General features: G+C 48.2%; 20 protein-coding genes. 10 read left to right on the forward strand and 10 right to left on the reverse strand.

Annotated features, from left to right (window positions below):
• The first annotated feature begins 47 nt into the window (after positions 1-47).
• Positions 48-644, forward strand: a complete 597-nt coding sequence (locus tag TK45_RS02195; protein WP_131256988.1) for a hypothetical protein — start codon at positions 48-50, stop codon at positions 642-644.
• A 188-nt stretch (positions 645-832) separates the two neighbouring features.
• Here the strand turns inward: TK45_RS02195 and TK45_RS02200 are convergent, their stop codons facing one another.
• The 5 genes from TK45_RS02200 to TK45_RS02220 all read right to left on the reverse strand — a co-directional run bounded on the left by TK45_RS02200 (position 833) and on the right by TK45_RS02220 (position 4,824).
• Entirely contained in the window at positions 833-1,390 is a 558-nt protein-coding gene (locus TK45_RS02200) for a hypothetical protein (protein ID WP_131256989.1), read from the reverse strand.
• Between the two features lie 14 nt (positions 1,391-1,404).
• On the reverse strand, positions 1,405-1,809 hold the full coding sequence (locus TK45_RS02205; protein ID WP_131256990.1) for a hypothetical protein: 405 nt from the start codon (positions 1,807-1,809) through the stop codon (positions 1,405-1,407).
• A 147-nt stretch (positions 1,810-1,956) separates the two neighbouring features.
• Positions 1,957-2,265 (reverse strand): hypothetical protein, encoded by a 309-nt coding sequence (locus TK45_RS02210; protein ID WP_131256991.1) that lies wholly within the window; start codon positions 2,263-2,265, stop codon positions 1,957-1,959.
• Positions 2,265-2,813, reverse strand: a complete 549-nt coding sequence (locus TK45_RS02215; RefSeq protein ID WP_131256992.1) for a YaeQ family protein — start codon at positions 2,811-2,813, stop codon at positions 2,265-2,267. Before TK45_RS02215 ends, TK45_RS02210 begins: the two co-directional genes overlap by 1 nt.
• 148 nt (positions 2,814-2,961) lie before the next feature.
• Positions 2,962-4,824, reverse strand: coding sequence for a cation:proton antiporter (locus TK45_RS02220; RefSeq protein WP_131256993.1), 1,863 nt, complete (start codon positions 4,822-4,824; stop codon positions 2,962-2,964).
• 119 nt (positions 4,825-4,943) lie between these two features.
• On the opposite strand from TK45_RS02220, the gene TK45_RS02225 reads away from it, so the two are divergent.
• Complete coding sequence (locus TK45_RS02225) at positions 4,944-5,330, forward strand: hypothetical protein (RefSeq protein ID WP_131256994.1); 387 nt, start codon at positions 4,944-4,946, stop codon at positions 5,328-5,330.
• Between the two features lie 44 nt (positions 5,331-5,374).
• On the opposite strand, the gene rluF is transcribed toward TK45_RS02225, so the two are convergent.
• The gene (gene rluF, locus TK45_RS02230) at positions 5,375-6,199 is read right to left on the reverse strand and encodes a 23S rRNA pseudouridine(2604) synthase RluF (protein ID WP_131256995.1); all 825 of its coding nucleotides are present in this window, start codon (positions 6,197-6,199) and stop codon (positions 5,375-5,377) included.
• Between the two features lie 114 nt (positions 6,200-6,313).
• Here rluF and TK45_RS02235 point away from each other — a divergent pair, with 114 nt between their 5' ends.
• Together TK45_RS02235 and TK45_RS02240 are read left to right on the forward strand one after the other, a co-directional pair.
• Positions 6,314-8,173 (forward strand): glutathionylspermidine synthase family protein, encoded by a 1,860-nt coding sequence (locus tag TK45_RS02235; RefSeq protein ID WP_131256996.1) that lies wholly within the window; start codon positions 6,314-6,316, stop codon positions 8,171-8,173.
• Between the two features lie 12 nt (positions 8,174-8,185).
• Positions 8,186-8,533 (forward strand): DMT family protein, encoded by a 348-nt coding sequence (locus TK45_RS02240; RefSeq protein WP_165490680.1) that lies wholly within the window; start codon positions 8,186-8,188, stop codon positions 8,531-8,533.
• On the opposite strand, the gene TK45_RS02245 is transcribed toward TK45_RS02240, so the two are convergent.
• Positions 8,530-9,444 carry a hypothetical protein gene (locus TK45_RS02245; protein ID WP_131256998.1) on the reverse strand — a complete coding sequence of 305 codons (915 nt, stop codon included), beginning with the start codon at positions 9,442-9,444 and terminating at the stop codon, positions 8,530-8,532. The two genes, TK45_RS02240 and TK45_RS02245, sit on opposite strands and share 4 nt — an antisense overlap.
• A gap of 86 nt (positions 9,445-9,530) precedes the next feature.
• Here TK45_RS02245 and TK45_RS02250 point away from each other — a divergent pair, with 86 nt between their 5' ends.
• The 5 genes from TK45_RS02250 (at position 9,531) to TK45_RS02270 (ending at position 17,607) form a co-directional block, all read left to right on the forward strand.
• Complete coding sequence (locus TK45_RS02250) at positions 9,531-11,318, forward strand: amidohydrolase family protein (RefSeq protein WP_254426519.1); 1,788 nt, start codon at positions 9,531-9,533, stop codon at positions 11,316-11,318.
• Between the two features lie 76 nt (positions 11,319-11,394).
• Entirely contained in the window at positions 11,395-11,646 is a 252-nt protein-coding gene (locus TK45_RS02255; RefSeq protein WP_131256999.1) for a YdcH family protein, read from the forward strand.
• A gap of 104 nt (positions 11,647-11,750) precedes the next feature.
• Complete coding sequence (locus tag TK45_RS02260) at positions 11,751-13,400, forward strand: VRR-NUC domain-containing protein (RefSeq protein WP_131257000.1); 1,650 nt, start codon at positions 11,751-11,753, stop codon at positions 13,398-13,400.
• Positions 13,384-15,645, forward strand: a complete 2,262-nt coding sequence (locus TK45_RS02265) for an ATP-dependent DNA helicase (RefSeq protein WP_254426528.1) — start codon at positions 13,384-13,386, stop codon at positions 15,643-15,645. The genes TK45_RS02260 and TK45_RS02265 overlap by 17 nt, the downstream gene beginning before the upstream one ends.
• A gap of 24 nt (positions 15,646-15,669) precedes the next feature.
• Positions 15,670-17,607: a propionyl-CoA synthetase gene (locus TK45_RS02270; protein WP_131257002.1), complete on the forward strand. Its 1,938-nt coding sequence runs from the start codon at positions 15,670-15,672 to the stop codon at positions 17,605-17,607.
• On the opposite strand, the gene glgC is transcribed toward TK45_RS02270, so the two are convergent.
• Positions 17,570-18,859, reverse strand: a complete 1,290-nt coding sequence (glgC, locus tag TK45_RS02275; RefSeq protein ID WP_131257003.1) for a glucose-1-phosphate adenylyltransferase — start codon at positions 18,857-18,859, stop codon at positions 17,570-17,572. The two genes, TK45_RS02270 and glgC, sit on opposite strands and share 38 nt — an antisense overlap.
• A gap of 136 nt (positions 18,860-18,995) precedes the next feature.
• Positions 18,996-19,247 carry a hypothetical protein gene (locus TK45_RS02280; RefSeq protein WP_131257004.1) on the reverse strand — a complete coding sequence of 84 codons (252 nt, stop codon included), beginning with the start codon at positions 19,245-19,247 and terminating at the stop codon, positions 18,996-18,998.
• Between the two features lie 145 nt (positions 19,248-19,392).
• On the opposite strand from TK45_RS02280, the gene fabA reads away from it, so the two are divergent.
• Positions 19,393-19,911, forward strand: a complete 519-nt coding sequence (gene fabA / locus TK45_RS02285) for a 3-hydroxyacyl-[acyl-carrier-protein] dehydratase FabA (RefSeq protein ID WP_131257005.1) — start codon at positions 19,393-19,395, stop codon at positions 19,909-19,911.
• Positions 19,912-19,964: 53 nt separating this feature from the next.
• Here the strand turns inward: fabA and rmf are convergent, their stop codons facing one another.
• Positions 19,965-20,141, reverse strand: a complete 177-nt coding sequence (gene rmf / locus TK45_RS02290; RefSeq protein ID WP_131257006.1) for a ribosome modulation factor — start codon at positions 20,139-20,141, stop codon at positions 19,965-19,967.
• Positions 20,142-20,352: the final 211 nt, after the last annotated feature.

A 20,352-nucleotide genomic window follows, 5' to 3' on the forward strand; every position in this document is an offset into this window, starting at 1 on the left:
TTAAAGTGTGACACGTCACACTTTAATAATATTTAAATACCAATACAATGACGCAGACAAATAACAAAGATAAAGCGCTGTGGCGTGCATTTATAGATGGGTATCTTATACCCGGCGAAATCAAACAACAGGATATTGCTGATCCCACCCAGGCATTTCCAATATTATCGGGTGATTGTCGTAAAACCGATATGGCGCAGCTTGGTCAGTTTTTGACGCCGCATGGATTAAAAAGGCTGAGTGCCAGATTCAGAAAATTCAAACAGCGCAGCCAGTCACATCAAACCTTTATCACAATAGAACAAGCCACGTTAGCGAAATTAAAACGATTTGCTGAACATGCGGGCTTACATGAAGACAGCTACGATTTGGTGCTGGAATACCTGTTAAGCCCGGAAGAAGATTTACAGACTGCGAAGTTGCAGATACAAAATATGCCAACTGCATTAAGTCAGAAAGAACTCCCAAAACTTATAAAACTACGCACCGAGCAACAGGGCAACTTAATCACGTTTATCAAACTGCAGCAGGAAGTAGCATACAAAGCCGGCTGGAATGATTGCAAAACACAGCCGGCCAAAAAGCGTGAGAACGCAGACATGCAAAGCGCGATGGAGGAGTTTATGCAAACCTGGGAAAGCTAGTCTTTCCAAATACATTTATCATTTAACATAATATACATTATACGCAGTTAAGTGTTGTGGGATGAGTAATGAGGTTGGTTGTGTGTAGATTGTCAAACAAAACGAGATTTTCTGTCTACGTGAGATTTTCTCGAACTAAGCGCCATCGTATGGCTCTTGCTGCGTGTCATTGTCATTTTGTCGCGCAACTATAAATTTTTATTTGTAGCTAAGTTCACTTTTACCACACATGCATTGTCATCAATATGCTGTGCCGAAAGCGGTTCTGTATTGTTCAGACAGGTCATATCCTTTACATCATCTTTAGATTGCAGGTGTAAGAAAAATGCGTTGCCATCATCATCCAAGGCCAACAGTTCCGGCAGATAATAGTCACCGAAATTAAATGCGCTGCGGACATCCGGTAAGTTTTGCAATAGCCCGGTACTGTCATAAACGCTAAACGTGGCATGCCCCTCTTCGGATGTGGCAAATACCGCGTAGCGTCCAGCGCCTGAAAAGCCCCAAAACCAAGTTTGGCCGACCAAGGTACTCTGCATATTGGTAACAAAACGAGTGCGATTGTCTTCAGTGCGTACAAACACCAACAGGTCGTTGTACATGTCTGCAAAGCCCTGAGTTTCCGCCAGACAAAGGGAGTGCGTGGCGTTAGGGACTGGATGACAATCCAAAGGTAAGCTTGCTTGGTCTTGCGCGAGGGCCGCTGTGGTCAATGCGGTTAAAAACAAAATAATCACTGAAGCCATATCTGAGCCAATATTTAATAGCTGGGATCACACATGAAACTATCAACTGAAATTAGGCGTCCGTATTCCTCTATTTTCATCTTGGTAACTGAATAACTGCCAAAGTTAAGAATCGTCGCTAAGATTACCACCTTATTTACGCCCGTTTTAAACTCGCCGCGCAAGTTAATGTATCCCCGTCCATCAGCAAACTCATCAATGTGTTTAATATCATATTCGTATTCTTCTAAAACTTTGTCTTCTTTAATCAGCGTATTATCCTCAAAAATAGTTTTCTTTTTAAAGTCAAAAACAAAATCCCTTAATGAAATGCGCTCACCATTTACAAATTTAGGAATGGTGCATGCGGTCCAATCGAGTTCTGCTTGTACGCTTGTTGTAAGGAGTGCAACGAATATTCCTGCCACTTTTTTAAACATAATGGTTTGCTAAACGATGGTTGTTTATGAAATTCATAATAGAGTAGAGTCTTTGTATGGCAAATAACTTTTTATTGATTTTCAGTCGCTTTCATTGGTCATTTAGCGAACACCAGGAAGTATAAAAAATCCGCTAAAGCTCATGTGTCACACTTCGGGCGCTTCCAGGGTAAAGATAAAATGGCGGCGCATATCTTTTAAAATCACACCTTTTTTTAGCAAGGCTGTGCTCAGGCGTTTTTGCCATTTTTTCAATTCCGGCGCGGCCGCATTGAGCATTTCTTCGTTTTCAAATTGAAAGCGCAGTAACAGTGAGCCGGGAAACTGGTGGTATTCAACCTCGAACCAACATTGCACCATGCCGGGAAGTTCTTCACGCCCCTGCTCTTCTAACTGATCCGCAATGCTCAGAACTAGCGCTTGTTGTTTTTGCTGCACGCTGGAGAGCTTTTTCATTACATATGCCTCTCGATGGCTATTTCCAGACTTTCGGTGGTTGCTGCACCTTCAATGGTCAGCCACATTTGGCCATCCTGAATCGTTACCTGAATTTGCATAGAGCGCTGCACGGCCTTTTCCAGCGGCACGACCAAATCTTCAGAAATGGTGAAAACGGCCAGATTTCTTCTGCTTTGTAACTTACTCTGTTCTTTTTTCCACCACACATTAAAGCTGTTATTGGCGTAGGCATAAATCATCATTTGCTGGCTTTGATTGCAGCCTTTTTTAATCCGTTGCTCAGATGGTTGGCCCAGCTCAATCCACAGCTCTATTTCATCACTGAAGCTTTTTTGCCAGATATCCGGAACGTCATCATCGGATAAGCCTTTGGTAAACTGTAATCGCTCATGGGCGTTAGCGATAAACGCAATAATGCGCAGCATCATGCGTTCGTCGGTTTCCGATGGGTGGCGCGCAATGGTCAGGTTATGGTCGTTGTAATAATTGCGATCCATATCGCTGATGGATATGTCCGCTTTAAAAATGGTCGCTTTGAGTGCCATGCTGTTTCCGGTTAATAGGCTGTGCTAACGACGGGGAGTGTGAAAAAGAAGGTCGTTATGCAAGGTTGCCGGCAATATTAACAGTTATTGACGCGATTGGTGCGCAATCCTGTGTTTATTCGCTAACACAGGTTTTTAATTAAGCTGGCTACTCTCTGGGACGTTCTCTGACCGCCTGAATTGCTTTGATGATTTCTGGCTCCTTTTCACCGATCAGACGTTTGACGCATTCCACGTATGCCTTGTTTTGCTCAAACGGCACGCCGATTTCGTATACATCGGCCAGTGAGCGCAATAATTCCTTATCGTAGTCAGCAAAAATTTTTACCATCTGCTCTGCCTTTTCACGTTCAATGCCCAGTGCCTCAAATGCTGATCGCCCGATACGCAATGTGCTGTCATAGGTTTCCCTGATGATGTCGCGACAGCCATAAGCATAGAGTTCATATACATGGTGGCGGTGCACCGCTCTGGCGATAACATGTAGGTGAGGATAGGTTTGCATGGCGTAGCGAACTAACTTAGTGATTTGCTCTTGTTCGTCTAACGCAACAATCAGCAAACTTGCCTCTTCGATTCCTGCTGCGATTAACAGATCCGGGCGGGTAGCATCGCCAAAGTAGTGTTTAACTCCAATGGACTGCATGGCATCTAGCTGCTTGTAGTTATAATCAATTACCGTGGCTTTAATGCCGCCAGCGTTGAGAATCCGGTCGACTAAGCCACCTACTCTGCCAGCGCCTGCGATAATAACTTTGCGCTCCTGGGGGAAGGATTCTTCTCTCGTGCTGGTAGGAGTGACATATTTGGGCGCTACGATTTTCTGATACATAATAAACAGAAGCGGCGAGAGCAGCATAGAAAGGGTCACGACCAGTAGCGCCAAGTCGGCCAACTCCTGGGGTAATACATGGCTGGCAACCGCAAAAGACAGCAGCACAAAACCAAACTCCCCCGCCTGCGCCAGCCCCATTGCCAATAGCCATCTTTGCGACCCTTGCAAACCAAAAAAGCGCCCAAGGGCGGCCAATACCGCAATTTTGATGCATATCAGGCATAAGGTGAGTAGGAGAACATCTGCGATTCTGCTCGACAAAAGTGCAAAGTTAATACCGGCGCCAACGGTAATGAAAAACAAACCGAGTAACAGGCCTTTAAACGGATCGATATTGCTTTCGAGTTCGTGTTTATAAGGGGAGCTGGCTAACACCACGCCGGCTAAAAATGTTCCCAATGCCGGAGACAAACCGACCAGCGACATCGTCAGCGCAATGCCAATAACAAACAACAGTGCGGTAGCGGTAAACAATTCTCTGAGCCGGGCCAGTGCGACAAAGCGGAATATTGGCGCCGTCAGGTAATGCCCCCCTACCACCACTAATGCAATGGCAGCCAGCGTTACCAATGCCGCCTGCCAGCTTGCCAGTCCTTGCACCAGGCTCAATCCGGAAGCATGCTCTGCTGTCTGTGTGGTAATTTGCCCCACATCCCCCAGCTCTGGCATCGCCAATAACGGTAACAACGCGAGCATGGGAATAACGGCGATATCCTGCGTTAACAACACTGAAAACGAAGCCTGGCCACCGTCGCACTTCATTAGGCCATTTTCCTGCAGTGTTTGCAGAACAATCGCCGTTGATGACAGAGAAAATATCAGGCCTATCGTTAACGCATATTGCCATGCGTAACCTAACATCATGATGCTGGCCATGATGACAGCAGTGGTAAGAATAACTTGCCCCCCACCAAGCCCCAGCAATTGGGTACGCATCGACCACAGCGCTTTGGGCTCCAACTCCAGGCCGACGATAAACAGCATCATCACAACACCAAACTCGGCAAAATGCTGAATCGACACCACATCCACATTGAAATACGACAGTACCGGGCTAATGACGATCCCCGCGAGAAGATAACCAAGCACGGAACCCAGCGAAAATTTTGCAGCAATAGGTACCGCGACAATCCCGGCGATTAGAAATATCCAGGCGATAAGAAGGAGATCAGTCATGGGGAGGCATGGGGTTATTGGTGAGAAATACCTACAGATTGTAATAGCTTAGGACAACAATAAAGTGAAATTTACACTCTATACTCAATCCAGACAGGGCATCGTGAAGTAGCGGTTTAATGGTCAACAAAATCCCCCATGGCACTTACACACTGGCATTACAGGGCCAAATGGTCGTGTGTGATTATGCAGGTAGTTTTAATTTGGCGGGTGTTGAGGCGCTGATCCGCGATGTGCTGGCATTAACCCAACACTTACCCCGCTGGGTATTGTTTCAACGTCCCGAGCCGTCGGCCGCGGTCACGTTCGATGCCGTTGAACCTATGATGAATGGCTATCTGGCATTCCAGCAGGCGGGTTGTCTGGCGGTTGCAATTGTCGAGCGCAGTTTCTTCGTACATGCAGGTAAACCCTATCGCCCGGCCGCGCTGACATTGGAAATTCGAATCAAACCAGATGAAGACGAATTGTTACTCTGGTTACAAGAACAACTGCACGTAAAATAACCGTAATGTGCGCAAATTTCTGATTAGGCGCAGCGCACACGCAGTTACACAGGTTTATTTTTGCGTTCGAACCTTGGTCGCTTGTTTTGCGCTGACCAGAGTGATTTTTCAGGCTTTGCAGGTGTTTTTTGAGGGGTTGGTGCTTGTGCCGTTTTACTAGAGCCTTTTACGGCATTATTTAACTGATTCAGCTCTTGTTCTGTGAGGTTACGCCACTGCCCGGGGCGCAATTTACCCAAATCCAAATGCATGATGCGCACGCGTTTGAGCTTGGTGACTTCATACCCTAAAAACTCACACATACGACGGATCTGGCGGTTCATACCTTCGGTCAAAATGATGGTAAACGTAAACTTGCCGGTGGCACGCACCACACAGGGCTTGGTAACGGTACGCAGAATCGGTACGCCTTTACTCATGCGCTGAATAAATCTGTCACTGACCGGTTGGTTGACCGTGACCTCGTATTCTTTGTCGTGGGCGTTCTCGGCACGCAGAATTTTGTTCACGATATCGCCATCGCTGGTCAGCAGGATCAAGCCTTCGGACGGTTTATCCAGCCGACCAATCGGGAAAATCCGCTCTTTATGCCCAATTGCATCAATGATATTGCCTTTAATGTGACGCTCGGTAGTGCAGGTAATTCCGATGGGCTTGTTGTAAGCGATATAAATACGGTCTGACTTATCCGCCGCAACAGCCCCTATCAATTTGCCGTCAACCCGCACTTTGTCTCCCGGGCCAACCTGGGTGCCCAGTTCAGGCAATTTATCATTGATGGTGACACGCTGTTGTTCGATAAGTTTGTCAGCTTCACGGCGTGAGCATAAACCAGTGTCGCTGATGTATTTATTAAGGCGCTTATTCATGAATTTTGTTTCGGTTCCTGACCAGTTACTCGCGCCGGTATTATTTTTTGCGGCGCACATTGCCAGCTAGTTTACCTTCATCTATGTTGAGCGAAAAATTTTTGTTGAGTCATCATGCGCAGCGATCCTGTTCCTTTTGGTGGTTTACTCGGCATTGCCCCCGGTGGCGTGCCAGCTTATTCGTCTGATTATGACTCAGTCGATGAGTCTCAATATCCAAACCGGCAGGCCTTTCGTCATCAACTGGATGGCTTGTACATTGGCTACAAATGGCAGTGCGTTGAATTTGCCCGCCGATGGTTATATCTCAATACCGGCTGCATTTTTGATGACGTCGGTATGGCGTATGAAATATTCAATTTGCGCCACGTCACCCATGTGGAAAGTGGTGAGAAACGCACTCTAACCGCCTGTGAGAATGGTAGCGAACGTCGTCCTGAGTATGGAGGCATGCTGATCTGGGCTGAAGGCGGTGAATTTGAACGCACCGGCCATGTCGCTATCATTACCGAGGTCACCGATAATTATCTGCGTGTGGCCGAACAAAACGTCGATCATCAGCGTTGGCCCGCCGGTTGTGACTACTCGCGGGAACTACGTGCACGGGTGGATGCGCACGGCCAGTACTGGGTGCAATGCTCATTCGGTGATGCGGAAATTCTTGGCTGGATGATCCCCGCCCCTCACAGTGGTTGTGGTCAGAGCGTTGACAGCACCGAACCGGCCTTACTTGAGCTCAAAGCACGTCAGGCTGACACTGACACCTCCCGGCAGTCCGGTTGGCTAAACATCGCCAATGATGACGAGCAGGCTTATCTACATGCCATGGGGGCACAGGCGTTGAGCCTCGATCCTACGCTTGCATCCACCTATTTTTGTATTTCCCGTTGCACGGAATCCCTGCTAAGCCATGCCACCAATGAATTACATGCGATGTTTATGCATGCTACCCACCATGTACTCCAGCATCCTGAGTTATTGGCACGTTTTCAGTTTCCAGATGAGATCGTGCCACGTATTCAAAAGTCCTGGGATAACCGATTGAGTGAGCTCATCACCAGTCGTTTTGATTTTGCCTTAACGACAGCTGGGCTAAAGGTATACGAATACAATTGTGACTCTGCCTCGTGCTATATGGAGACAGGTAAAATTCAGGGCAAATGGAGCCGCCATTATCATGTGCCAGACGGCCGCGACGCAGGTGAACAGTTGTCTGCAGCGCTAGTCAAAACCTGGAAAAGTTGTTGCGCCCATCATCTGGTGCACATTCTGCGAGATGACGATGATGAAGAGGCTTACCACGCCCTGTATATGCAGGACATTATTCGTTCTGCGGGGATAAATACCCGAATCGTGATTAAAACTGACGGGCTCAGTTTCGATGATAACGGGCAAATACGGGATGAGTATGGCGATCAGGTGAGATGGGTATGGAAAACCTGGGCGTGGGAAACGGCGTTAGACCAACTGCGCGCAGAATTGGCCGGTGAACATATAACCGAGCCTGGCAGGGTATCGCTCGCAGATGTGTTGTTTCATCCAGATATCATGGTGTATGAGCCTTTGTGGTCATTGATCCCAAGCAATAAGGCGATATTACCTGTGCTGTGGGATTTATATCCGGACCATCCGTTATTACTGCGTACCGAATATGAAATAACCGAGGAACTGCGCCACAGCGGGTATGTTACAAAACCCATTGTTGGGCGCTGCGGCGCAAATATCGCGTTATTTGATCAGCAACAAAATGAATTAGTCAGTACAGGCGGTCGCTTCGACAGTCAGGAGCAAGTGGTGCAGGCACTGTTCCCCCTGCCCTATGTCAATAATGTCTATGTCCAGCTTTGCACCTTCACTGCGGCAGGTCGGTATGCAGGTGCCGGCACACGAGTGGATACTTCAATGGTGATTAACAAACAAAGCGATTGCCTGGCACTGCGGGTAGTCGAAAACAATTTATTCCGGAGTCTTTAATTTATGTGGCCGTTGCCGCCTGTTGTCATTTCGATTGGATTACTGGTTTTAAGTAATGTGTTTATGACGTTTGCCTGGTACGCCCATTTAAAAGAGTTAAACCATAAACCCTGGATTGTGGCCGCATTGGTAAGTTGGGGGATTGCCCTGTTTGAATATTTATTACAAGTGCCGGCCAATCGCATTGGTTATAGCCAGTTGAGTGTCGGCGAACTTAAAATAATTCAGGAGGTTATCACGCTCAGTGTATTTGTTCCTTTTAGTGTTATGTATCTCAAAGAGCCGCTAAAGCTGGATTATTTATGGGCTGGGCTTTGTCTGGTTGGTGCGGTGTTTTTTATGTTTCGTTCCAGGTTCTAACCTTTGTTTCGTGTCAACGAGGCATACAATTCTGTCAGACGTTTTTGTATGCCCTCGGCATCCAGCTTTTTATCGGCAGTGATGCTTTGCAGCTGATTAAGTAACTCCAGCTTTTCAGCCAGGCGTTTCTTTTCACTTTCTGTACTGACCTGCTCCTGTAAAAACTGCCGCTGCTCTTCTACCGAGCCGCGGAATACCGTCTCAACTGAAACCACCAGACGATTAAGAATACTTTGCACCAGATTACCGCTGTAGCCACATAACAACGCAATAGTGGGATAGAGCATGCCACCAAATTTTTTCAATTCCGGCTCGGTAAACCAGTCCTCAATAGGCAGCATCATGGCAAGGACGAATCCCGACACGATCCCTAAAAAATAACGGGTGGCATAGCAGGTATGATAGCGATCATCCCACGACGAATCTTTTAAGTAGCGATTGGCTTCGGTCAGTGCTGCTATCCCGGCGCCGACTGCGGCAGCAGAGAGTATAAACAACTCCTCGGCAAGTAATTCCTGCCAACTGCCGTCCACAAAGGAATAGCGGCTGTCAGTGGTAATAAAGCTGGTTAAACTCAATCCAATTAGCAATACCAGCGACATTAAGGTGGCAAAATTTAATGCCCGGACAAACGGAATATTACCGAACAGTCGAAAAATAAAGTGATCATGGCGGTGGGTATAGACCTGCAATATGTATCTGGGATGGGCCGGTTTCACCACATCAATCAGGTAATTATAAATTTTAGTCAGGCTGGCGTTATCGATGTGCTCACTTTGGAAATATTGCTCGGCCAATTCTGGCTCAACGGAAATACCATAGCGAAAAGCATACTCAAACATCGCATTGATCCGCACACGTAAACGTAACAATTCATCGGTGAAATCTGCAGTAATGTGGGGCTCTTCCATAATCGGATGTCCTGAATCAGATAAATACACTATAGAACAAGGTGTTAGATTCATCTCGCCGGCTGATAACTGACAGGTGACAAGTTATGCAAAAGTCCCTACTCTGGCGTATCAACCATGCACAGACATTGGCCATGACATCAGAATATCTAATTGAAAATACGACACTTTTCGATGGAACCGGGGCGCAACCTGTATCCCCGTGCTGGGTGTGGATCAAAGAGGGTACTATCCAGCAGATCGCTGAATCAGAGATTGATGTCAGCCCAAGCTGTCAGCGTATTGATGGCCGAGATAAATGGCTGACACCGGGTTTTCTCGACACCCATACCCATTACGATGCTGAACTGATCGTAGCCCCTTCCTTATCAGAGTCCGTGCGCCATGGTGTCACTACGGTTTTAGTCGGAAGTTGCTCATTATCCATGGTCTGCAGCGATGCCGAAGACGCCGCAGATATCTTTACCCGGGTAGAAACGGTACCGCGTGAAAAAGTACTACCGATTTTGCATGACCATAAACATTGGCACGGCCCAAAACAGTGGGTGAAATTTATCCGCAAACAGCCCCTTGGCCCCAATGTGGTAAGCCTGCTTGGCCACAGTGACCTGCGCACTGCAGTACTGGGTCTGATGAATGCCACTGATCCACGCTATTGCCCTACGGACAGTGAACAACGCTTAATGGAATCCATCCTGAATGAAGCATTAGACGCGGGGTTTCTCGGTTTATCGACCATGTGCCTGAAATGGGACAAAGTCGATGGTGATCGCGCCTGGTCGAAAAGCCTGCCGAGTACTTACGCTCGCTGGCGGGAAATAACACGTTTTAATCATATTCTGCGTGCCCGTGGTCGCGTGCATCAGGGCGCACCCAATGCAGCTAATCCACTACAAATTTTGCAATATTTGCGTCAAACCATCGGGCTATGGCGTAAGCCACTCAAGACTACCCTGATTTCCATGCTGGATTTAAAAGGCAACAAAACCGTCGCGCCGATGGCCAAACTTTCGGCCGCCTTGGTGAACTTTTTAGGCGGCGATTTTCGCTGGCAATTGCTCCCTACTCCCTTTGCTATTTATGCTGATGGGATGGATGTGGTGTTATTTGAGGAATTTGGTGCAGGCGAGATGGCGCTTGACCTGAAAGACCAGTTGGAGCGTAACGCGTTACTTAAAGACCAACAATATCGCCGTGATTTTCGACGCTTTTACCGGGATAAACTGTCGCCCCGGGTATGGCAGCGGGATTTTGCTGACGCCATTATTTTAGGTTGCCCGGATACCTCGTTGGTGGGCCAAAATTTTGCAGCAATTGCCGCAAAGCGCCATGTACATGTGGTCGATCTGTTCCTCGATTTAGTCGTTGAATACGGTCGCGACCTGCGTTGGTTTACCGTGATCGGTAACCATCGTCCACGCCAGTTGGCTCGCATGCTGACGAATCCACACACACTGATTACCTTCTCCGATGCTGGCGCCCATATTCGCAATATGGCGTTTTATAATCTTCCACTGCGCTTTTTACAGCGCGTCTATCAGGCGCAACTGCAAAATACGCCCATTATGTCCGTGGCTCGCGCAGTACATCGTCTGACAAAAGAGCAAGCCGACTGGCTTAATATCGATGCAGGCCATATCGCCGTGGGAAAACGCGCCGATCTGGTATTGCTGGACCCGAAGGGATTTGAACAGGATCTCTGCCAGGAACATTGGGGCAGCATGCAGGGTTTTGACTTACAGCGTATGGTTAACCGTAATCCGGGGCTGATTACCCATGTCATGATCAATGGCCAGTTGGCGGTAGAAAATGAACAGATGTCACCTCACTTGGGTAAACGCAGTGGATTTGGGCAATTTCTACCGGCAATCTGACCCAGATCAACATCCCTGTTTCAATGCAGCGCAATACTGAGTACGTCAACAAAACACAACTGATTAAGGACGCGCAATGAGCATTGAAAAGCACGATCTGCTTCACGAATTCCCGGACCATCACCACACCATTCGCCACCTGAAAATGAACGATAAACACTTCGCGCGTTTGTTCGATCAATACAATGCACTGGATGCCGAAGTACGCCGTGCTGAACTGGGTGTAGAGCATTTGAGTGACGCCGATCTGGATTCCAAAAAGATGGACCGGGTTCATCTCAAAGATGAGCTATGGCAACTGATTCAGAGCACCGAAGCCGCACTTTAATAGCGCTGAACGGGGCAATCGCCCCGTTTTTTTTATATCTCCCTCTGGAAAGCTGTATTTATACACAGTATTGTTACGCTAATTAAAAAACGTGTAACGACCTTATGAATGATGCGCCCGCGCCGCTTGCGCCGGATTACTATCTGACCAACTTTATGACATTGCTCGACTGGGTTGAAACGCGCTACGGCGATATGCTGTCACCACGTCTGCAAAGTTTTAGTCAGCAGTTTCGTGCGCTAAGCCGCCCGGCAATGTGTTTGCTGGTGCGATTAGCGGGTCGCAAATATCGCCACTTCTTGCAAGACAGTCTGCGCTACAGCGAGATAGCGGATATTCCACAGGCGATAGATGAACTGGCAGCGCGGAATTTCATCAAACGTAATCCCGCAAGCCAATTGTGTGACCTGTTACCCGTATTAACCCTCGCGCAATTGCGCTTCTGTTTTGCTGACAGGCTCGATAAACCGCAGTTGAAATTGCGCAAAGCCCAGTTAATTGAAGACCTGCAGCGCCTTGAATTGCCAAATGTACCCTGGTCAGGTGACGTGCAAACTGCGCTGGGGGATCTGCTGGTATTAACCTGTCAGGAGGACGTTGATGACTTGCAACTACTGTTTTTTGGCAATCCTTATCAGAGCCTGACCGAATTCGTATTGCAGGATTTAGGCATATTTCGTTTTGAGAATTATGCGCTTACTCAGGCACACCGGTTGTTCCGACACCCATCTGAGCTGGAACAATACAAAGCGTTACAAGCACTCAAAGATGCCACGGAAGACACAACGGATATGGCTGCCTTGCAGGCATTAACCGCGCAATTACCGCTACCCGCGCAAAGTCACATAGTGAAGCGGCGTCAAATGCGCTTAATCAATCGTATCGCCTATCGATTGGAACAAGCAGGAGAACTCACTGAAGCTCTGCGACTCTATCAACATTCAACGCGCGAACCTGCCCGGGAGCGCACCATCCGGGTACTGGATAAACTCGGCGCCCCCCAGCGGGCATGGCAACTCGCCGAGCAAATGTTGCTGCAACCCAATAGCGAACAGGAACGCCAGGTGGCGACACGGCTACTTAAGCGTTTGGCCAAAAAATGTCAGATGCCATTTCATACCCAACCTGAACCGGAAATTGACTGCAAGTACCTGACCTTGCGGGCATCTGAAAGCCAGCGTGTTGAAGAAGTCACGCGCCAATATCTGGCATCTGTGGACGCCCCCTGTGAACACGCGGAAAACGCTTTATTTCCGGGCCTGCTGGGGCTGTGGATGTGGGATGCGATGTTTGCAGACATTACAGGCGCTTTTGCCCATCCGTTTCAACTGGGGCCATTGGATATTTATCAAAGCGACTTTGTTCTATCGCGCCAGGAGATTTTCGCGGCGTTATGGCAACAACTGGATGATGGCAGTTACGTCGACGCAATACGCGACACCTATCAACGCAAAGTTGGCGTGAGCAACCTGTTGGTTGACTGGCGCTATATGAATAGCGACCGGCTTGAGATGGCGCTGAGGTGCATCAGCGCTGAAATACTAAAAAAAATATTTTCCCGCATGCTATTTGACCTGCCCGCTAACCGGGCAGGTTTGCCGGATTTAATTCAGTTTTTCCCCCAATCCTCGAGCTTTTGCCTGATTGAAGTGAAAGGTCCGGGCGATAAACTGCAGGATAACCAAATTCGCTGGCTCCGGTTTTTCACCAGTCAGGGTATTGCAGCCCACGTTGCCTATGTTAGCTGGCAATAAAATATCAGTCAGGGCGCTGGTCGAATTTGCCGCCAGACGCGGTGATCTGCACCGTCAGTTCTCACCTTCCCCAAGCGCTGCATCGGGTATTGAGGGGCATTTACAGGTGCAACGAAGCCGACCGGACAGCTATCAGGCGGAAGTTCCTTTGCAGATGCACATCGGCGACTTGCTTATAAGTGGGCGTGCCGATGGTTACGATAATGCGACACAGTGCATTGAAGAAATTAAAACCCTTTACGGCTCAGCCGAGAATGTGCCCGATAATCAACGCAGTGCCCACTGGGCACAGGCGAAGATGTATGCCTGGATGCAATGCTGGCGACTGAATTTACCCCATATAAAGGTTGCGCTGGTTTATTTCGACCTCAACGAGGAAAGGCAATATCGTCTGGAACAGGTGCACGCCAGGACGGAGTTGGACAAAGAGTGTCAGGGTTGGGTACTGGCATTTTTGCGATGGCAGAATCTGCAGCAGGCACGTCAGCGCAACTGCCAACAACAATTAACGAAATTAGCGTTTCCCTACCCACAGATGCATCGTGGTCAGCGTCTGATGAGTGAGTCGGTATATAAAGCCTGTGTTACTGGTTCACAATTACTCAGTGAAGCACCGACAGGCATGGGTAAGACGCTGGCGACCTTGTTTGCGGCGTTAAAAGCCAAATCAGCAGGCCAAATTCAGCGGATATTTTTCCTCACCGCGAAAACCACCGGTCAACATGCCGCAGAGGACAGTCTGGCGCTATTGAAAAAATCCGCGCAAGCACTGCGTTCTGTTACCCTCAGCGCACAGCAGCGCGCCTGTTTGCACAGCGAGGTAAATTGCCGTGGTGATGTTTGCCCTTATGCCAGGGGCTTCTACGACAAATTACCCAAAGTTCGCGAACACGCAGCGCGTATTCCACTGTTAACCGCCTCTACTCTGGCCGATCTTGGTCAGCAATATGAAATTTGTCCCTATTATCTTGCTGTTGAGATGGCGCGCTGGTGCGAGGTGGTCGTTGCCGATATGAACTACTACTTCGATATCACTGCATTGTTGTTTGCGCTGCAACAACAGTTCGAATGGAAAGTCGGTTTACTGATCGATGAATGTCACAACCTGATTGAGCGCGGACGCATGATGTATAGCGCCCAATTGCAGCGCCAGTGGATGCTGGACAGCAGTCGTCAGGTAAAAGGCAAACTCCAGCAGGCTCTGAAGCGGGTCAACCGGCAATGGCTGGCTCAGGTCAACGTTGAACCCGAGCAAAACTATCAGCTAGTCGTGGCAATAAACGACAAACTATTGGCAGCGATGCAGGATGTATTGCGTGAATACTCCGCACAATTGCAACTTAGCCCGGATGATCCCTCGCTGCGGGGAATAATGCAGGACGTATTTTTCCAGCTTAATCATTTCATTACCATATATGGTTGGTTTGATGAGGATTATGCACTGGACTGGCAGCCTGGCGTTAAAAACAAAGGGTGTTTGACGTTACGTAATATTTCGCCGGCACGTTTACTGGCAGAACGCTTTAAACACAGCCACAGTGCCGTGTTGTTTTCTGCCACGTTGCAGCCTTTTCACTACTACCAGCAGTTACTGGGGATCCCTGAGGCAAAATTACAGGTGGTTGAGTCTCCTTTCGATGCTAACCAACTGTCGGTCTTTCTGCATCCTCGCCTGTCACTGCGTTATCAACATCGGCAACAGGCCATATTCCCAATTTGTCAGATTGTGGCAGATCAACTGCGCCAGACACCGGGTAACGCCATGCTATTTGTCCCCAGCTATGGATTTCTTGATGATTTGTTACCCATATTGCGCGACGTTATTGCCAGTTTGAATGTTGAACTTATTGCTCAGCAACGGGATATGAATAATGACCAAAAGGCGGATTTTTTGCGTCAGTATAGCCACAAGCGCAATGTATTGGGTTTGGTGGTTCTCGGCGGGGTATTCTCCGAAGGGGTTGATCTTCCTGGCGAACAATTAACCGGTGTGTTTATCGCATCGCTGGGCTTACCACAATACAACCCGATAAATCACATGATGGAGCAAAAACTCCAGCGTCTGTTTAATGATGGCTATCGCTATACCTACCTTTACCCTGGCTTACAAAAAGTGGTTCAGGCGGCTGGCCGGGTTATCAGAACGGTTAACGATACCGGCTATGTACATTTATTGGATAACCGATTTTTTCAGGCTGATATCCAGCAACTGCTGCCTGATTGGTGGTCTACGCCAAAGGTCTAATTCGCCAATCTCCGGCTTTTCGCTATGGTGGTAGCAGTAAAAGATAACGGGGACATTGCCATGTCATATGCAAAGGAATATCAGCAATCGATTCAAAACCCAGAAGCGTTCTGGCGTGAAAAAGCACGTCAACTGCCGTGGTTTACAGCACCCGCGACGATTTTGTCCAACGATGAACACGGCATAGAACGCTGGTTTGCCGATGGTGAAATGAACACCAGTTACATGGCACTGGACCACCATGTTGAGCAAGGCCATGGTGAACGCATTGCGCTGATTTATGACTCTCCTGTCAGTGGTGCCAAACGCCAATATACCTACGTACAACTTCGTGATGAAGTGGCAAAATTCGCCGGAGTGTTAGCCGGCAAAGGTATTGGCAAAGGCGATCGTGTGGTGATTTATATGCCAATGATCCCGGAGGCTGCGATTGCTATGCTAGCCGTAGCACGCCTAGGCGCTATTCACTCTGTGGTGTTTGGCGGATTTGCCGCACCTGAGTTGGCGGTGCGCATCGATGATGCCACACCAAAGTTGGTGATCAGCGCTTCCTGTGGTATCGAGGTCAATCGTGTTATTCCCTACAAACCCCTGTTAGATAAAGCCCTGGAAGAAGCCAGCCACAAGCCCAAAGGTTGCATCATCATACAGCGCGCGCAATGTCCGGCCGAGCTCGAAGCGGGACGTGACCACGATTACCAGACCCTGATGAATAATGCGTTACCAGCAAAGCCAGTGAGCGTGAAAGGCACTGATCCACTTTATATTTTGTATACCTCAGGCACGACGGGTAAACCCAAAGGCGTGGTGCGGGATAATGGTGGCCACGCTGTCGCCCTGCACTATTCCATGCATGCGATTTACGGTATGCAAAGTGGTGAGGTGTTCTGGGCTGCATCTGATGTAGGTTGGGTTGTGGGGCATTCCTATATCGTTTACGGCCCGTTGCTTAAAGGCTGCACAACGGTGATGTACGAAGGGAAACCTATTATGACCCCCGATGCCGGTGCATTTTGGCGCATGGTGGAAGAATACAAAATCAATGCATTGTTTGCCGCACCCACTGCATTTCGTGCAATCAAAAAGAATGACCCGGAAGGCGCACTCATCAAAGCTTATGATCTGAGCAGTTTGCGCACCATTTTTATGGCCGGTGAACGCCTTGATCCGCCCACCTATGAATGGACTTGCGAGAAAACTCACAAACCGGTTGTTGATCACTGGTGGCAGACTGAGACTGGCTGGGCAATCTGTGCTAACCCGGTTGGTTTAGAAACCTTTAAGGTAAAACCTGGCTCCTCTACCAAACCTACCCCGGGTTTTAATGTGCAGATCCTAGGTGATGAAGGCTTGCCCCTTGGCGCAAATGTACAAGGCGCTATCGCGATTAAATTACCTATGCCGCCCAGCTGTTTACCCACTGTGTGGGGTAACCATGAGCGTTTTGTCGATGGCTATTTACGCCAATATCCCGGCTATTACACTTCAGGCGATGGAGGCTACATTGACGAGGACGGTTATCTGTTTGTCATGGGACGAACTGACGATGTTATCAATGTGGCCGGACACCGCTTATCGACTGGTGAAATGGAAGAAATAGTCGCAGGGCATCCTTCTGTCGCAGAGTGTTGTGTGATTGGCGTACAGGATGAGCTTAAAGGGCAATTACCGATTGGCCTGGTCTTATTGAAAGATGGCGCAAAAATCGATCAGCAGCAATTGCAAACCGAGTTGGTTCAGCGGGTACGCAGTGAAATTGGGCCGATAGCCTGCTTCCAGACCGCGCTCATTGCGCAACGACTACCCAAGACCCGCTCTGGCAAAATATTGCGTAAATTGCTCAGACAAATCGCCGATGGCCAAAGTTATAGTATTCCATCGACGATTGATGATCCCGACAGCATTAACGAAATTGCCGAACTGCTTAGGACAAATGGCTTGATTCAGGCACAGGCGAGTTAAGTTTTTCTAACATCTGCTGGGTCACCAGGACAACCCCATTGTCAGTGACCCGCAAGCCCCTTGCTCTATCCTCTGCATGGTCTACACCAATCTGCATACCTGCGGGGATCTTGCAGGCAGAATCAATAATGGCACGACGAATGACAACATGCCGACCAATCTCCACTTCCGGGAAAATCACTGCCTGGCGAATATCACAGTAGCTATGAATGCGCACATCGGAAAATACCACTGACTTTTTCACAACACTGCCAGAAATAATTACGCCACCCGACACCAGCGAATCAATCGCCTCACCTCGGCGGCCATTGTCATCGAAAACAAACTTAGCCGGTGGCATTTGGGTCTGATAAGTCCATACCGGCCAGTGTCGGTCATACATGTCGAGGGACGGTTCCGGCTCGACTAATTCCATATTCGCCTGCCAAAACGAATCCAGTGTACCCACATCCCGCCAGTAAGGATGCTGACTATGGTTAGGATCATGAAAGTGGTAGGCATAAATACGGTGGTTTCCAATCAACTGAGGAATGACGTCATGGCCGAAATCATTGGAGGACGTTAACAAACCAGCATCGGTATTTAATTGCTGATACAGAAAGTTTGCGTTGAAAATATACAAGCCCATGGAGGCCAGACAAAAATCAGGCTCATCGATCAAAGGCTTTGGGTAAATTGGTTTTTCAGCAAAGCCTGTGATTCTTTGCTCTGCATCCACGTCGACAACGCCAAAAGCGCCAGCGGCATCCTGAATCCGTACCTTGATGCAGGCAACACTGACATCGGCACCGGATGCCACATGTTTTGCTAGCATATCGCCGTAATCCATCTTGTAGACCTGATCACCGGAAAGGATCAGCACGTACTCCGGGGACTCCTGACGAATAATATCAATATTTTGATAGACCGCATCGGCAGTGCCTTTGTACCAACTGGAAGAGGTTTGCTGAGAGGCTGGCAAAATTTCGACAAACTCACCTAATTCTTTTTTGAAATGGCCCCAGCCCCGAACCAAATGGCGAATTAACGAATGGGCTTTGTATTGTGTGGCGACGCCAATTTTGCGGATCCCGGAATTGACGCAGTTGGACAAAGCGAAGTCAATTATGCGGAATTTACCTCCAAAAGGCACCGCTGGCTTGGAGCGCAACGCTGTTAGCTCATGTAGCCGACTGCCCCGGCCTCCTGCCAGCACAATGGCAAAGGTGTGCCTGGCCAGACGGCTGATATTTCTGTCCTGAGAGGTTGTCATTAGATTGCTCCCGTATTGTGTAACGGTAAGCACGTATCCGCGGTCACAACAACCAGAGGTTCACCTTAGATAGTGTAACCTCAAGCATGGCACAGATGGACAATTACGGCTTGATCTCAATCAGACCAACGGCAGTTTAATACCCGTTTTCTTTTAACCAGTCGTTTAGCAGCTTAATCTGGCCACATTTATAGGCTGCGTAGGTTATGCGTAACGAATTACTCAGGATATCACCATCGGTCCAATGGGTTTTATCTGCAATTTCCGCATAGCATTTGAGCGCTTCAGGGCTTACATAGCCGCGTACTTCTTTGTGACCCTTTTGTTTTTGCCGTTCACGAAAACGTTTTTGTTTTTCTGCATTGGCATTGGGGTTGGCTTTTCGCATGTCATCATACTGTTATTTGCTGTGCCTATAGTGTACCGAATTCAACAAAAACTAACAGGCACAGCAAGGAAATGTACTGCTCAGAGTTGTTTGGCGTACAACTGTTCGCTAAATTGGCACAAGTTTACAGAAACAAGTGGATAGCATGACAAATCAACAACATAGTTTTAGCAAAGACGACCTGTTAGCCTGTTCTAAAGGTGACATGTTTGGCCCCGGTAACAGCCAGCTCCCCGCCCCTAATATGCTGATGATGGACAGAATCACCGCCATTTATGAAGAAGGTGGTGAGTTCGACAAAGGGTATATCGAAGCAGAATTGGATATCACCCCAGATTTATGGTTCTTTGCCTGTCATTTTATTGGTGACCCCGTCATGCCTGGCTGTCTCGGTCTCGATGCGATGTGGCAATTAGTTGGCTTTTTCCTTGGTTGGAGCGGCGGACCGGGCAAAGGTCGGGCACTGGGTGTCGGCGAAGTAAAATTCACGGGCCAGATTCTGCCGACTGCGAAAAAAGTCACCTATCGTATCGACATGAAGCGCGTTATTAAACGTAAACTATTTATGGGCATGGCCGATGGCAAAGTGTTTGTTGATGGGCGTTTGATCTATCAGGCGCAGGACTTAAAAGTTGGCCTGTTTCAGGATACAAGCAGTTTTTAAGCCCTCCTAAAATACCAAAAGCCCCAATTCGGGGCTTTTTTGTTGGATGATACTTAAACCTTAGCGAGTCCGTCGCTTCGATCAGCCATGGCTTCGCGCCAACCTCCTAACCATTGAGAACGACTATCGGTCGCTGCATAGGGACAATTATCTTTAGAACGACCGGTAATGCCTGCCTGATAGCCTTTTGCATGGGCCCTGGAGAGTCTGTCGCGTTTTTGTCTTTTCATCTAAAACCTCATCCTTTTTTTACTTGAACGATGGTGTGACGAACACGTCACAGTTCTTAGATAGGTGATAACTGGATAAGGTTCAATTAAAAAATCGGCCAATTTCTGTCTCGCAAAACTAATGCACTGATATTTCATGGCATTTTTTTTACAGTTTTTTGTTATAACGATGGGCGATTTTGCGTTCTGTTAAGCAGACACAAAAAAGCCG

The organism is Bowmanella sp. JS7-9 (assembly GCF_004329715.1).
Lineage (GTDB): Bacteria > Pseudomonadota > Gammaproteobacteria > Enterobacterales > Alteromonadaceae > Pseudobowmanella > Pseudobowmanella zhangzhouensis.

Bases quoted from the DNA above. Each gene is read 5' to 3' on its own strand.
- TK45_RS02195 (WP_131256988.1), top strand. From the start codon at position 48: ATGACGCAGACAAATAACAAAGATAAAGCGCTGTGGCGTGCATTTATA.
- TK45_RS02200 (WP_131256989.1), bottom strand. From the start codon at position 1,390: ATGGCTTCAGTGATTATTTTGTTTTTAACCGCATTGACCACAGCGGCC.
- TK45_RS02205 (WP_131256990.1), bottom strand. From the start codon at position 1,809: ATGTTTAAAAAAGTGGCAGGAATATTCGTTGCACTCCTTACAACAAGC.
- TK45_RS02210 (WP_131256991.1), bottom strand. From the start codon at position 2,265: ATGAAAAAGCTCTCCAGCGTGCAGCAAAAACAACAAGCGCTAGTTCTG.
- TK45_RS02215 (WP_131256992.1), bottom strand. From the start codon at position 2,813: ATGGCACTCAAAGCGACCATTTTTAAAGCGGACATATCCATCAGCGAT.
- TK45_RS02220 (WP_131256993.1), bottom strand. From the start codon at position 4,824: ATGACTGATCTCCTTCTTATCGCCTGGATATTTCTAATCGCCGGGATT.
- TK45_RS02225 (WP_131256994.1), top strand. From the start codon at position 4,944: ATGGTCAACAAAATCCCCCATGGCACTTACACACTGGCATTACAGGGC.
- rluF (WP_131256995.1), bottom strand. From the start codon at position 6,199: ATGAATAAGCGCCTTAATAAATACATCAGCGACACTGGTTTATGCTCA.
- TK45_RS02235 (WP_131256996.1), top strand. From the start codon at position 6,314: ATGCGCAGCGATCCTGTTCCTTTTGGTGGTTTACTCGGCATTGCCCCC.
- TK45_RS02245 (WP_131256998.1), bottom strand. From the start codon at position 9,444: ATGGAAGAGCCCCACATTACTGCAGATTTCACCGATGAATTGTTACGT.
- TK45_RS02250 (WP_254426519.1), top strand. From the start codon at position 9,531: ATGCAAAAGTCCCTACTCTGGCGTATCAACCATGCACAGACATTGGCC.
- TK45_RS02255 (WP_131256999.1), top strand. From the start codon at position 11,395: ATGAGCATTGAAAAGCACGATCTGCTTCACGAATTCCCGGACCATCAC.
- TK45_RS02260 (WP_131257000.1), top strand. From the start codon at position 11,751: ATGAATGATGCGCCCGCGCCGCTTGCGCCGGATTACTATCTGACCAAC.
- TK45_RS02265 (WP_254426528.1), top strand. From the start codon at position 13,384: ATGTTAGCTGGCAATAAAATATCAGTCAGGGCGCTGGTCGAATTTGCC.
- TK45_RS02270 (WP_131257002.1), top strand. From the start codon at position 15,670: ATGGTGGTAGCAGTAAAAGATAACGGGGACATTGCCATGTCATATGCA.
- glgC (WP_131257003.1), bottom strand. From the start codon at position 18,859: ATGACAACCTCTCAGGACAGAAATATCAGCCGTCTGGCCAGGCACACC.
- TK45_RS02280 (WP_131257004.1), bottom strand. From the start codon at position 19,247: ATGCGAAAAGCCAACCCCAATGCCAATGCAGAAAAACAAAAACGTTTT.
- fabA (WP_131257005.1), top strand. From the start codon at position 19,393: ATGACAAATCAACAACATAGTTTTAGCAAAGACGACCTGTTAGCCTGT.
- rmf (WP_131257006.1), bottom strand. From the start codon at position 20,141: ATGAAAAGACAAAAACGCGACAGACTCTCCAGGGCCCATGCAAAAGGC.